Here is a 13,888-nt window from a genome sequence, read left to right as displayed (position 1 = left end):
AGTATTGCGATAGCGGCTCTCGGATTGGCTTGCGACGCAAACGCCATCAACATCTGGTCGGCGCGAAGAATTGAAAAGCGTTTTCTCAAATGATGCCCCGTTCCTAGGGCTTGGTGCCAGGAACAGGGACAGATTAGGCGCAACAGGCGTAACGCCGACTATTCAGTAGGGTGCCTCGACATCGTTCATCGAGACATAGACGGTTTTCATCTCGCTGAAGTGGTTGATTGCCAGTTTCGAGTTTTCGCGCCCCACGCCTGACATCTTCGATCCGCCAAACGGGGCTTCGACCGGGGCAAGGTTATAGGTGTTGATATAACAGGTGCCCGCTTCGAACCCGGCCACCACGCGGTGGGCGCGTGTCAGATCGCTGGTGAAGACACCGGCGGCCAGACCAAATTCAGTATCGTTGGCGCGGGCCATGACCTCGGCTTCGGTGTCAAAATCCAGCACCGACATGACCGGGCCAAAGATTTCTTCGCGCGCGATGGTCATATCGTCGGTCACGTCGGCAAAGACCGTGGGTTGCATGTAGAACCCGTCGCCATCAAGCCGCGCTCCACCATAGACCAAACGCGCACCCTCGGACTTGCCTTTTTCGATATAGCCCAGCGCGATTTTCATCTGATTTTCGCTGACCATCGGGCCAAAGCTGACATCCTCGTCCATCGGGTCGCCGATTTTGGCGTTGGCCAGACGTTCGGACAGGCGTTTAAGGAAAGCTTCTTTGATACCCTTTTGCACAAACACGCGGGTGCCGTTGGAGCAGACCTGACCTGACGAATAGAAGTTGCCCAAAATTGCGCCTGAAACCGCGTTTTCGACATCCGCGTCGTCAAACACGATCATCGGAGATTTGCCACCCAATTCCATGGTGACATGTTTCATGCCTTCGGCTGCAGCAGCATAGACCCTGCGGCCCGTTGGAACAGAGCCGGTCAGCGAGACTTTGGCCACACGCGCGTCGGTTACCAGTGCAGCACCTACATCCCCGTACCCCTGAATCACGTTGTAAACGCCTTTTGGCGCACCGGCCTCGATGAGGATTTCTGCCACTTTCAACGCCGAGAGGGGCGTGGTCTCCGAAGGCTTGAACACCATCGTGTTGCCGCAGGCCAACGCCGGAGCCCCCTTCCAGCACGCGATCTGAGTTGGATAGTTCCATGCCCCAATCCCGACGCAAACGCCCAAAGCCTCGCGGATCGTATAGACAAAATCACCCCCGCCCAGAGGAATGTGTTCGCCGGTCAGACTGCCAGCCAATCCACCAAAGTATTCCAGCGCATCCGCGCCCGAAGTGGCGTCTGCAACAGTGGTTTCCTGAATGGGCTTCCCGGTGTCATGGGTTTCCAGGACCGACAGATCATAGTTGCGTTCGCGCATGATGTCAGCGGCGCGGCGCAAAACCCGACCCCGCTCGGTTCCCGACATAGCCGCCCAGGCCGCTTGCGCACTTTTGGCACTGTTCAGAGCCTGTTCAACAATCGCCGGAGTTGCCGAATGCAATCGCGCGATCACCTCGCCAGTGGCCGGGTAGATCACGTCGATGGCGGCACCATCTGTATCTTCGACATACGCGCCATCAATGAAATGGCTGGCTTGGGGCTGAAACTTCATACCGTGTCCTCTTCTCTTGCACCCGTCTGAACGGGACAATTGGTTCGTTGAATTCGGCCCTAAAGATTATTGATTGATCAGTCAATAAACTCATTCCAGCGGCGGGAACGTGCCGACTTTACCCCCAAACCTTGAAATTTTTGGCTAATGTTCTATTTATGTTCTACATAGTCAGAGGATAAACCGATGGCCCAGCACGCACGTCAACCTGCCCTGAACGGGCCCAGCAACGACTACCATTTGCTTCCGGTGACAGACCGGCAGATGCGCTATGCCCGCGCAATTGCCGAAAAGTCAGCATTGGAGATACCGGTCGAGGCACAACGTGACCGAAAGCTGCTTTCGGATTGGATTTCAACGCACAAACCGCGCAGCACGTCGCAATTCGACAATTACCCAACAGGCAAGCAAGTTGCCTTCGCCGAGCGGATTTCACGCAGCAAGCGCCGCCCGATCCCTTCTGAGTGTTTTCGCGACAAGAAGATGATGTCGCGCTGGATCGATCACAACAAATAGACCCTACTTAGGGCCTTCATGACTGTGATTGCGCGCATAAAGCGCGACTGCCGCTGCAACAAACATGCCCAGCAAGATGTATCCTGTCACAGCTTCGGACACGGCAAGCCCGCGACACAGGCCGGTTGGGGACATGTCGCCATATCCAACCGTCGTAAAAGTCACATACGAAAAATACAGAATATCACCCGGACCTTTTGCACCGACGACACAATGATCGTTGTATCCAAACGCGCCATATACAGCAGCAAACAGGAACGGGACCACCTGTATGAAAGACACCCCCATCAGGAACAAAAGCCTTCGCGGTGATTTCACTTGGGTCATGTAGTACCAGGACTGCGACACCAGCCAGATCAACAGACCAACCGAAGCGATTGTGCCGATCGTGTCACCTGCGGTCGTTTCGCTCAGGCGAGAAAGGCCATACCAGGCGAGAAAGCTTGCCAGAATCAAACCCAACGCCGCCAGAAAGGTCGACTTCCACTCTTCCAGTGTTGTGGGTTTGCGGCGCATGAGTGCCCCTTCAAGCTGATTTCCAGGTGATCATCTGACCTAAAGCAATAGCCTGCAACCCGAATTCAATCCTGCCGTAAATGCGTCTCACCCCGTTCACGCGCCAGCAGAATCTGCTTTTGCCGCTCGCGAAAGCGCATTTTATCTGCCTCGGACGTCTCATCGATGCACTGGTGGCAAGAAACACCATGTTCGTATTCCGGGCGTTTCATGTCCTCAGGCAAGATCGGTCGGCGGCAACCGTGGCAAAGCATGTGCGGCCCTTCAACAAGGCCGTGACCGACGGATACGCGATTGTCGAACACAAAACACTCACCTTGCCAGGTGCTGTCTTCAGCGGGCGTCTCTTCCAGATACCGCAGGATGCCCCCTTTGAGGTGATAGACATCCTCCACCCCTTGCCCCAGCAAATAATTGGTGGATTTTTCGCAGCGGATACCGCCGGTACAGAACATGGCGACGCGTTTGTTGTGAAAGCGGTCTTTGTTTTCTGCCCACCACGCTGGAAAATCGCGAAAACTGGCTGTTTCAGGGTCTATTGCGCCTTCAAACGTGCCAATCGCCACTTCGTAATCGTTGCGCGTATCAATCACCACAACATCGTCCGAGCGGATAAGGTCGTTCCACTCTTGAGGCTCAACATAGTTGCCAACGCGGGCGCGCGGGTCGACATCCGGCTGCCCCATGGTCACGATCTCTTTCTTCAGTCGCACCTTCATCTTGCCAAATGGCGGATGATCCGAGGTCGCCTCTTTCCATTCGAGATCTGCGCAACCTGGCAAAGCGCGGATATGCGCCAGTACCGCATCAATACCGGCGCGTGGACCTGCGATGGTGCCGTTGATCCCTTCTTGCGCCAGCAGCAAAGTGCCGGTGACAGATTGCTCTCGGCACAGATTCAGCAGCGGATCACGCAGCGCAGCGGGATCCGGGAAACGGGTAAAGTGGTACAAAGCGGCGATTGTGTACATAGGCGCGATTTACCTTTGCAAACCCAAAGTCGCAAGGGAGTGCATTGACGCCTCGTACTGTGATCCCTACCGATAGGATAATCAAGGGAGGCCGCAATGACCCATGCACTGCTCGTCATCGATGTTCAGAACGATTTCTGCCCCGGCGGAGCGCTGGCAGTGGCCGGAGGGGACGAAATCGTCGCCCCGATCAATGCAATGATGGACGATTTCGACGCCGTGATCCTGACGCAAGATTGGCATCCGGCGGGGCATTCTTCTTTCGCCAGCTCACATGATACTAAAAACCCGTTCGATCTGATCGACATGCCCTATGGTCCTCAGGTGCTTTGGCCCGATCACTGCGTTCAAGGATCGCAAGGGGCCGCATTTCACCCTGATCTCCGTGTCGATGGCGATCTGATCCTGCGGAAAGGGTTTCGGCGCGCGATAGACAGTTATTCGGCATTTTTTGAAAACGACCACAAGACACCCACGGGCTTAAAAGGGTATTTGGAAACCCGGGGTGTCAACCGCTTGACCCTGGTTGGTTTGGCAACCGATTTCTGCGTCCACTATTCGGCCGTGGATGCCGCACAATTAGGGTTCGATGTCACTGTTCAAATGGATGCGTGCCGTGCAATTGATATGGATGGCTCACTTGCGGCAGCGGAACGCGCCATGCGCGACGCAGGAGTTACCTTGGGCTAAGGCGCCCCCCCGGCTGCGGCCAGCAGCTTGATAAGCACAAACAAAACAACCGCCAAACCCAAAGCCAAGCCGATGCGACTGGGCACAGTCCGGCGCTTCGGGCTGGACTCTGCGAGTTTCTGTGGCGGCGGTGTGCGTGGCTGACGCGCGCGAACAATCCCAGCCATGGGTTGCGCCGTGCGCACGTAGTTCAGGAAATCCATCAGGTCGAACTCGCCGCAATATTCCCCACGGAGCCCACCGGTCTTAATGTTGGCAAAAAGTGACCTGAGAACCCGCACCCGATCCGTTTGATCTTCTGCCGGGAAAACACCAGGCACGATGCCGCTGTTGCGCGACTCGAGGCTGAAACCAGCATCCAGAAACATCTTGCGGATTTTCGGAGACGTACCCCGCAAAGCGTCCGCAGTTCTGATGTCGCGGAAAACCGCATGCACTTGACGTACCCCATCCTTCTGAGCCCCCGGCATTTCGGGGTCAAAATCATCCGGTGCTACGTTAACAATATCAAAATCGTACTCGAGACCCATTCACAAACTCAGTTCCGTATTTCCATCCCCTCTTCTCACTAACCGGTTAAAACAATGCACAATATGCCGGCATTGTGACGTCAAACTGGCATTGTCACCAAATCAGCGACTCTTGCCATTCCCGTTGTCGATTGATCTAACTACGGAAATCGCAGGAGTTCCCCATGGTCGACATCGCGACCCGAGTATACAATCACAAATGGCAGATTGACCCAATTGTACGATCTTTGATCGACACAGATTTCTACAAACTGCTGATGTGCCAGTCAGTGTTTCGCAATAAGCCCCAAACAAACGTCGTGTTTTCGCTGATTAACCGGTCGAATCACGTACCTTTGGCGAAATTGATCGACGAAGGAGAGTTGCGGGAACAGCTGGATCACATCCGATCACTCAGCCTGAGCCGGGGCGAAAGCACCTGGCTGCGGGGCAATATGTTCTATGGCAAACGTCAGATGTTTCGTTCCGATTTCATGGAATGGTTCGAGAACATGCGCCTTCCTCCCTATCATCTGGAGCGCAAAGGCGATCAGTATGAGCTGACCTTCGAAGGCAAATGGCACGAGGTCATGCTGTGGGAAATCCCTGCGCTGGCGGTGTTGATGGAGCTGCGATCGCGCGCCGTTCTCAACGATATGCGACGGTTCGCATTGCAGGTGCTCTATGCCCGCGCGATGACGCGCGTGTGGGAAAAGATCGAACGGCTGAGTTCGGTCGAAGGTTTAACCATCGCCGATTTTGGAACGCGACGGCGCCATTCCTTTCTATGGCAGGATTGGTGCGTGCAAGCGATGATCGAAGGCTTGGGCGCGTCTTTTACCGGCACATCGAACTGTCTGATCGCCATGCGGCGCGAGGTTGAGGCCATCGGCACCAACGCACATGAATTGCCGATGGTGTATTCAGCGTTGGCAGACACCGACGCCGAACTGGCCCAAGCGCCGTACGACGTCCTTAGCGACTGGCACGACGAACATGACGGCAACCTGCGCATCATTCTGCCCGACACTTACGGCACCAAAGGCTTTTTGGACAATGCGCCCGATTGGCTGGCCGGGTGGACCGGTATTCGTATTGACAGCGGGGATCCAGCGGCAGGGGCAGAAGTCGCCATCGCGTGGTGGAAGTCACGCGGTGAAGATCCGACGCAAAAGCGTATTATTTTCTCGGATGGTCTGGACGTCGAAAAAATTCAGGAGCTGCACGCACAATTCGCTGGCCGCGCCAATATTTCCTTTGGCTGGGGCACTTTGCTGACCAACGATTTTCGCGGACTTGTTCCCAATGACGCGCTGGCACCGTTCTCATTGGTCTGCAAAGCGGTATCCGCCAACGGGCGCCCGACGGTAAAACTGTCAGACAACCCGGAAAAGGCGATGGGACCGAAAGATCAGATCGAGCGCTACAAACGCGTTTTCGGAGTGGGTGCGCAACAAGCGATCGAAGTCGTGGTCTAGCCATGATAGGCTGCGACCGTCTTCAGCTGTGAAAACCCATAAAGGGCCTCGAACCCCTTCTCACGACCGTGGCCGGATTTCCCAACACCGCCAAAGGGCAACTCAACTCCGCCCCCAGCGCCGTAGTTGTTGATAAAAACCTGCCCTGAATGCAGCGCCTTCGCCAACCGCATCTGGCGTGCCCCGTCGCGCGTCCAGATGCTGGCGACAAGGCCGTATTCCGTACTGTTTGCGATTGTCAGAGCCTGTTCTTCGGTGTCAAACGGGATCAGAACCTGAACCGGGCCAAAAATCTCATCCCGGGCCAGCACGTGATCGGGCGATACATCTGCAAACAAGGTGGGCCGGACATAAGCACCTGTTTCAGGTGCCTCACGGACGATACGACCCTGCGCGGCAATGGTCAGATCCGCGCCTTTATCCAGAAAACCGCTAACGATCTGTTTCTGCCGGTCCGAGATCAAAGGCCCGACACGCATATCCTGAATTGCGGGCCCGACGGTCAGTTGTTCATACGCCTCAGACATGCGGGACTTGACCTGATCATACACCCCACGTTGCACCAGAATACGCGACGAGGCCGAACAGGTTTGCCCTGCATTCTGTATACCCGCGTTCACCAAAAACGGCAGCGCCGCATCCAGATCCGCATCGTCAAAGACCAGTTGCGGGGATTTTCCGCCCAATTCCAGCGTTACAGGCACCACATTGCGGCCAGCTGCCTGTTGCACCAGGGCTCCCGTGGCCACCGAACCGGTGAACGAAATATGGTTCACCCCCGGATGTGCTGACAGCGCCGCGCCTGCCTCGGATCCAAGACCGGGCACGACGTTTAACGCGCCGGCTGGCAAACCGGCCTGTTGCGCCAGATGAGCAAAAGCCAGTGCCGTTAAACAAGCTTCCTCTGCAGGTTTCAGAACGCAAGCATTGCCCATAGCTAGCGCCGCCCCAACCGAACGCCCAATGATCTGCATCGGGTAGTTCCACGGCACGATATGGCCCGTCACCCCATGCGGTTCTCGCAGTGTATAAACGGTGTAGCCATCAAGATAGGGGATGGTCTCTCCCATCACCTTGTCCGCAGCACCCCCATAGAACTCGCAATATCTGGCCAGCGCGACAGCGTCAGCCCGCGCCTGCGTCAGCGGTTTACCCACATCCATAGCTTCAAGCTGCGCCAGATCGTCGGCCCGCTCCAGCACCAGCTGACCCAGCCTCGTTAGAATGCGCCCCCGCTCCAGCGCTGTTTTACGCCCCCAATCCCACTGCAAGGCGGTTTGAGCCGCTTGAACTGCGGCGTCGATATCTGGTTCGGAACCACGTGCGATCCGGCAGATTTCGGTCCCGTCCGAGGGGTTGATGAGCGGCAGGGTGCCACCCGAGGCTGCAGGTTTCCATCGTCCCTCGATCAGACAAAGCGTGGGGTCGAACCATATCTTCTGGATCAATTTCGCCTCCATTTCAGGCTCTAATCAGCAGTTATTAGGCCGATATCATCTCAATCTCTGGCAATCGGGGTGCGGCTGCAATCAGAGTTTGTGTGTAGGGGTGTTGTGGTGCCTCAAAGACCTTATCGGTCTCGCCCTGTTCAACGATCTGACCGGACCGCATTACCAACACTCGGTCGGTGACGGTGCGCACAACGCTCAGGTCATGACTGATGAACAGATAAGTCAGGTCATACGCTTCGCAAAGCTCGGCCAACAGATCAAGGATTTGCGCTCGGACCGACACGTCCAACGCCGAGACAGCTTCGTCAAACAGGATCAATTCAGGTCGGATGATCAGCGCCCGCGCGATGGCAATCCGCTGACGCTGCCCGCCCGAGAATTCGTGAATGTACTTACCAGAGTCATCCGGGCTGAGGCCGACCGCTGTCAGCATCTCAGCGATCCGATCCTGACGGTCCGATCCGGTCGGCGGAGTATCTAGCAGATGGAAGGGTTCGGTGATCAGACGCGCCACGCGGTGGCGCGGGTTGAAACTGCCAAAGGGGTCTTGGAAAACCACCTGCATCTTCCGGCGCACCGCAAGGTTGGGTTTGTGACCTGTGAACACAGGCTGCGCGTCCAGTCGAATCTGGCCCGATTGCACCTCTTCCAACCCCAAAATAGCCCGTGTTAGGGTCGATTTTCCGCAGCCAGACTCGCCCACAAGCCCCAAACGTTCTCCTCGGTTGAGGGTAAAGCTTACACCATCCACAGCCCGATGATGACGCGGCCTGTCAAACAAGCCCTTACGGGGCAGGCGATACTCACGCACGACCTGGCTCACCTCCAGTAACGGCTGCGGCTGCGGCGGTTTCGGCAGCGTGACCTGATGACCGGATGCCTCAAACAGCATCCGGGTGTAGGGATGCTGCATGTTGTGTAGCAGGTAACTTGTCGCGCCGCTTTCGACCACTTCCCCGTGACGCATGACGGTAATTTGGTCAGCCATGTCTGCGACCACAGCCAAATCATGGGTGATCATCAACAGACCCATGTCATATTCGCGCACCAGTCCCTTGAGCAAATCGAGGATCTGCGCCTGCGTGGTGACATCCAGCGCCGTTGTCGGCTCGTCCGCGATCAACAGCTTGGGGCGCAAGGCAATGGCCATGGCGATCACCACACGCTGTCGTTGCCCACCAGACAGCTCATGCGGATAGCGGGACAACGGGAACCGATCGGCAGGCAAACCGACGCGGGTCAGAACCTCTTCTGCCCTTGCTCTAGCCTGAGCCAGAGGCATCGCCTTATGGATCAGGATCGTTTCCATCACCTGATCGCCAATGGTTTTAACGGGGTTGAGCGCTGTCATCGGCTCCTGAAACACCATCCCGATGGATGCGCCGCGCAATGCACACATCTCGGCCTCGGACCGGATCAGCAGATCTTCGCCCTCCAGTTGGACCGTGCCGTCTACCTCTGCACCGTTCGGAAGCAACTGCATCACTGCCAAGGCCGTCATGGATTTACCCGAACCGCTCTCACCCGTCACGGCGACGATCTGACCGTGATCGATGGACAGGTCGATCTGTTTCAGGATCGATGTCCCATGGATCGAGAGTGACAGGTTCTTGATGCGCAACAAACTCATGCCCGCGCCACCCTGATCCGTGGATCCAGCCAATCCCGCAACCCGTCGCCCAACAGGTTCAGGCCCAAGACGGTGACGATGATCGCCACGCCTGGAATCAGAGCCAAATGCGGGGCAAAACTGACCATTGTCTGCGCATCCGCCAGCATTCTGCCCCAACTTGGCGTGGGCGGCTGCGCCCCCAGTCCGACGTAGGAAAGACCGGCCTCAGCCAAAATACCTAGGCTGAATTGGATGGTGCCCTGCACGATCAACAAGTTGGCGACATTGGGCAGGATATGCTCGACCGATATCCGCGCCGCCCCTTTTCCCGAAACGCGAGCGGCAAGGATGAACTCGCGCTCCCACAGCGACAGGGCCGCACCTCGGGTGATGCGGGCAAAAACGGGGATGTTGAAAATACCGATGGCAATGATGGCGTTGATCGCTCCGGCTCCAAACACGGCGGTGATGAGGATCGCGATGACCAGTGAGGGGAAGGCAAAAACCAGATCGTTACCACGCATGATGACCTCATCCAACCATGATCCTTTGCGGGCTGCGGCTGTCAGGCCAAGGGGGACGCCCAGCGCCATACCGATCCCCACAGCCACCAAAGCCACCGCAATGGACGTGCGCGCACCGACCATGATCATCGAAAACATGTCACGCCCGAAGTGATCCGTACCGAACCAGTGCTGCGCATTTGGGGGCTGCAGCTTCTCTGGAATGCTCAGTGCTGAATAATCATAGGGGGTCCAGACAAACGAAATCAGCGCGGCCAAAACCACCAGTGAAGACAAAAAAGTGCCCAGGAACAGGTTGCGGCTCATGTCCTGCTCCTCAGCCTCGGATCGACGGCGGCATAAGCCAGATCGACCAGAAAATTCACGGTGATCACGGCAAAGACCAGCAACATGACCACCGATTCAACCACGATGAGATCACGGGCCGAGATGGCCTGAAACACCAAACGACCAAGGCCCGGCAGGTAGAATACCTGTTCGATAATGATCGACCCGGCCAGCAGAAAGGAGAACTGCAGGCCGATGATGGTGAGCACCGGGATCAGCGCATTTCGCACCCCGTGCCGCCAAAGCGCCTGACGGCGGGACAACCCCTTGGCCCGGGCAGTGCGCATAAAGTCCTCACCCAAAATATCCAGCAAGGCTGACCGCATAACGCGAGCGAGGATAGCCGCCTGTGGCAAGGCCAGTGCGATTGCGGGCAGGGTCAGCGAATGCAATCCGGCCCATACGCCGTTGCCCCAACCGACAAACCCGCCCGCGTTGAACCAGCGCAGGTTGATGGCGAAGATCAGCACAAGCATCATCGCAAACCAGAAATTGGGCACGGCAATGCCCAACTGAGTGGCGCCCATTACCGCCAGATCCCCCGGCTTGCCCCGGCGGGCGGCGGCGTAGATTCCGGCGGGAAACGCGATCAAAGTTGACAGTGTCAGCGCGTAAAGTGCCAGCGGCAGCGATACCCATAGCCGGTCTGCGATCATCTGGGACACCGGCGTGCGGTACGTGTAGGACGTGCCAAAATCCCCCACCAGCATTCCGCCGACCCAGTTGAGATACCGGTGCACTTTTGACCCGTCCAGGCCCAGTTCAGCCCGCAACGCGGCAAGTGTATCCTCTTGCGCGTTCACGCCCAGCATGAACGAGGCCGGATCGCCCGGCGCGACCTCGATCACCGCAAAGATGACGACCGAGGCGACAGCCAGGCTGATCAACAGCGAAATCAGGCGTTTAAGGGCATAGCGGAGCATTGGCACCACGTTAGGGTCACATCAGGCACGGGTCCAGCATCTAAGGCACCAGAAGGTAGGCGAAAACCGCGTAGGCCACGATTGCGGCATAGCCCAAAGGATAGATCCACTTGATCGCGTAATTGTCCAGCGTCCGCGCCGCGCCTTCTTTCCCGGACACTTTGAGTTTCCGCAACGCCACATTGAACACAATCAAGGCCCCGGTCATCAGGAACATGCATTGCAGAACAAAATCCAGAAAGGTTAGATATCCAAGCTTTGGCAAATCTGCCGAGATCGCCCAGTTGAATGCAACAAAGACCAGCAGATTGCCGCCCGCAATCTCGATCCTGCGGCGGTATTCATCAAGGAAGAACAGCGCCCAGCCGACCGAAATCAGAACCAGCATCGGCAAGAATACCCGAATGACGTAGTAGGTCAGGTGCCGGTTGCCTTCGAAGACAAGCGCGACCTGATCGCTTTCTCTGCCGGACAAACCTGTGACCTTGGTTGCTTCCAGACGTGCATTGTCCAAAATCCACTCTTCTTCGCCCAACAGATCGCCAAGTCCCGAATAGTCCTCGAGCGGGCGGTATTTCACGTAGTCAGAGGGAAAGATTGATACGACTTCGAAGTGAAACTCCTGCGTATCGAACGGGTATTTACGGAAATCAAAATGCGGTGCCTGTAATGTCAGCGAGGATTTCTCGACATAAACCACATGCCCGTCATACCGCAGGGATGCCGCAGATTCGTGTATCCACTTGTTGGACTGCTGGTTGTGGATGACGAAGGCGGGCAAAACGGTACCGATGTCGGCGGCATGATCCGCCAGATCCGGCGGGCTGAATACTCGGATCTCGCGCCCGATCTCGGCTTGATCAAAAACCATCGCGGGATCCGTCCATTCGACCCGTAAAACCACGACAGCGCCATAGTTTTCCGCCTTTTGGTCGACGCTGGTGATCTGGTCGATGCGGATGCCTATGCCCACCTCAAGCGGGTTCTCCGGTGTGCCAGTCAAGGCATCCAACCGCCCACCCAACGCGTTTTGCGCCGCAGCGATGTTCGGCGCATTCGACACAAGGCCAATGGCTAGCAACAGAAGGTAAAAACTACGAAACACGAACATAACAAGAGACACCCGAAAAGAGCGTAACACCGGGGCCGCGCTAGACAGCCCCGGCATAGGTATCATTCAGACCAACTGATCTGTGTCAGGTCGATCGCCGCAGTGGGTGCGTTTGCCCACAATCCTTGCACACCGGCCTTTGCGACGCCCAGCTTGGCCAATTGGAACAGATAGCCGTTTACATAATCGGTGGAGATCAGACGCTGGGCCTCACCCAGCAGTCGTGTGCGTTCATCGGGATCAGTGGTGGCGTTCAAAGTATCCATCAGCGCCTGAAAATCAGTGCTTTCATACTGAAAGTAATAATCTGGCCGCGCATAAATTCCGATATCCATGGGTTCGGTGTGGCTGACAATCGTCAGGCCAAAATCCTTGCCCCGGAACACCGATTCCAGCCATTGCGCCCATTCGACATTGATGATCTCGGCCGTAATGCCGACCTCGGCCAGTTGCGCGGCAACGATCTCACCGCCCCGGCGTGCATAAGACGGCGGCGGCAGGTGAAGCGTAGTTTCGAACCCATTCTCAAAACCGGCCTCGGCAAGCAGCGCCTTTGCCTGTTCCGGGTCATAGGCAGACTCACCAGTCAAATCGACATAGGCCGGATGATGCGGTGCAAAATGGGTTCCAATCGGCGTGCCATAGCCGAACATCGCACCATCGATAATCGCCTGCCGGTCGATGGCATGAGCCATGGCCTGCCGGACAAGAATGTCGTCAAACGGCGGCTGTTTGTTGTTGGTGGACAGGATCGTCTCACCCTCGGTTGTACCAACCAGAACCTGAAAGCGCGGATCGGCGTCGAATTGCGGCAGGTTTTCCGGCGCAGGGAAGTTGTCAAATACGTCCACATCCTCGGCCATCATGGCCGCAAAAGCGGCGGTTGGATCCGAGATAAACTTGAATGTAGCAGTCTCTAACGTGGGCTGATCGCCCCAATAGTCGCGGTTGCGGTTCAGCGTGATGCTGTCGCCCTGAACCCAGTTGCCAAAGGTGTATGCCCCGGTGCCAACTGGGTTGGTCTTGATGTTTTCGATGCTGTCGGGCGCGACAATGACCGCATCCCCCCAAGCCAGGTTGAACAGGAAATTTCCGTTCGGTTCCGAAAGAGTGACTTTGACAGTCAGCGGATCGACAACCTCAACGCTTTCAATCCCAGCAAACAATGCCTTCTGGGCGTTCGCGCTGTCTTCGGCGGTGGCGCGATCAAGGGTGAACTTGACGTCCTCGGCGTCCATAGTTGTGCCGTCATGGAAGGTCACACCATCGCGCAGTCTGAAGGTATAAACCATACCATCGTCAGAAATCTCCCAGCTTTCAGCTAGGCCGGGCACGACCGAGCCATCGCCCATGAACCGGGTCAGTCCTTCGAAAATGTTTGTATAGACCACCGAGTCAATGGCCTGCGCCGCCGCGCTGGTGGGGTCCAGATGCGGGGGTTCAAGCTGCATCGCGATGGTGATGTCCGATTTGGCAAAAGCCTGCGTGGCAAGCAGACCAACGCCCACCGCCAGGGTCGACGCAAACGTCCTGAACATGAATTTTGTCATGTGAACTCTCCCTACTGAAACTGGTTGTGCCCTTGATTTCAGGGCCGTTTTATCAACAGTTTTCCTGTAAACCTGAGGTCAATCAAGGGAATG

13 protein-coding genes are annotated in these 13,888 nt (G+C 56.6%); 3 read left to right on the top strand and 10 right to left on the bottom strand.

The window, feature by feature from the left end; genetic code table 11:
• Positions 1–162: 162 nt before the first annotated feature.
• Positions 163–1,617, bottom strand: coding sequence for a betaine-aldehyde dehydrogenase (gene betB / locus I9187_RS01300; RefSeq protein ID WP_171178317.1), 1,455 nt, complete (start codon positions 1,615–1,617; stop codon positions 163–165).
• Between the two features lie 186 nt (positions 1,618–1,803).
• On the opposite strand from betB, the gene I9187_RS01295 reads away from it, so the two are divergent.
• Positions 1,804–2,133, top strand: coding sequence for a hypothetical protein (locus tag I9187_RS01295; RefSeq protein ID WP_171178319.1), 330 nt, complete (start codon positions 1,804–1,806; stop codon positions 2,131–2,133).
• 3 nt (positions 2,134–2,136) lie between these two features.
• Here I9187_RS01295 and I9187_RS01290 read toward each other — a convergent pair whose 3' ends face one another.
• A complete protein-coding gene (locus tag I9187_RS01290; protein WP_171237936.1) occupies positions 2,137–2,649 on the bottom strand; it encodes a potassium channel family protein in 513 nt (170 codons plus the stop codon).
• A 65-nt stretch (positions 2,650–2,714) separates the two neighbouring features.
• Positions 2,715–3,620: a rhodanese-related sulfurtransferase gene (locus tag I9187_RS01285; protein WP_171178323.1), complete on the bottom strand. Its 906-nt coding sequence runs from the start codon at positions 3,618–3,620 to the stop codon at positions 2,715–2,717.
• A gap of 96 nt (positions 3,621–3,716) precedes the next feature.
• On the opposite strand from I9187_RS01285, the gene pncA reads away from it, so the two are divergent.
• Complete coding sequence (pncA, locus tag I9187_RS01280; RefSeq protein ID WP_171178325.1) at positions 3,717–4,310, top strand: bifunctional nicotinamidase/pyrazinamidase; 594 nt, start codon at positions 3,717–3,719, stop codon at positions 4,308–4,310.
• Here pncA and I9187_RS01275 read toward each other — a convergent pair.
• Complete coding sequence (locus tag I9187_RS01275; protein ID WP_171178328.1) at positions 4,307–4,840, bottom strand: hypothetical protein; 534 nt, start codon at positions 4,838–4,840, stop codon at positions 4,307–4,309. The genes pncA and I9187_RS01275 overlap by 4 nt on opposite strands.
• 164 nt (positions 4,841–5,004) lie before the next feature.
• Between I9187_RS01275 and pncB the strand changes: the two genes are divergently transcribed.
• Positions 5,005–6,297 (top strand): nicotinate phosphoribosyltransferase, encoded by a 1,293-nt coding sequence (pncB, locus tag I9187_RS01270; protein WP_171178330.1) that lies wholly within the window; start codon positions 5,005–5,007, stop codon positions 6,295–6,297.
• Here pncB and I9187_RS01265 read toward each other — a convergent pair.
• From I9187_RS01265 to I9187_RS01240, 6 genes are all read right to left on the bottom strand, one after another.
• Positions 6,294–7,745 carry an aldehyde dehydrogenase family protein gene (locus I9187_RS01265; protein WP_245222890.1) on the bottom strand — a complete coding sequence of 484 codons (1,452 nt, stop codon included), beginning with the start codon at positions 7,743–7,745 and terminating at the stop codon, positions 6,294–6,296. The genes pncB and I9187_RS01265 overlap by 4 nt on opposite strands.
• Before the next feature lie 34 nt (positions 7,746–7,779).
• Positions 7,780–9,378 carry a dipeptide ABC transporter ATP-binding protein gene (locus I9187_RS01260; RefSeq protein WP_171178334.1) on the bottom strand — a complete coding sequence of 533 codons (1,599 nt, stop codon included), beginning with the start codon at positions 9,376–9,378 and terminating at the stop codon, positions 7,780–7,782.
• A complete protein-coding gene (locus I9187_RS01255; RefSeq protein WP_171178336.1) occupies positions 9,375–10,190 on the bottom strand; it encodes an ABC transporter permease in 816 nt (271 codons plus the stop codon). The genes I9187_RS01260 and I9187_RS01255 overlap by 4 nt, the downstream gene beginning before the upstream one ends.
• The gene (locus I9187_RS01250; RefSeq protein WP_171237934.1) at positions 10,187–11,134 is read right to left on the bottom strand and encodes an ABC transporter permease; all 948 of its coding nucleotides are present in this window, start codon (positions 11,132–11,134) and stop codon (positions 10,187–10,189) included. The genes I9187_RS01255 and I9187_RS01250 overlap by 4 nt, the downstream gene beginning before the upstream one ends.
• A gap of 40 nt (positions 11,135–11,174) precedes the next feature.
• Positions 11,175–12,245 carry a hypothetical protein gene (locus I9187_RS01245; RefSeq protein ID WP_171093137.1) on the bottom strand — a complete coding sequence of 357 codons (1,071 nt, stop codon included), beginning with the start codon at positions 12,243–12,245 and terminating at the stop codon, positions 11,175–11,177.
• 62 nt (positions 12,246–12,307) lie between these two features.
• A complete protein-coding gene (locus I9187_RS01240; protein WP_171178340.1) occupies positions 12,308–13,795 on the bottom strand; it encodes an ABC transporter substrate-binding protein in 1,488 nt (495 codons plus the stop codon).
• Positions 13,796–13,888: the final 93 nt, after the last annotated feature.

The sequence above is a fragment of the Ruegeria sp. HKCCE4148 genome, assembly GCF_017872495.1.
Taxonomy (GTDB): Bacteria; Pseudomonadota; Alphaproteobacteria; order Rhodobacterales; family Rhodobacteraceae; genus Ruegeria.
Note: the sequence above shows the minus strand (reverse complement) of the source record. Positions and strands in the feature narration are given on the sequence as shown.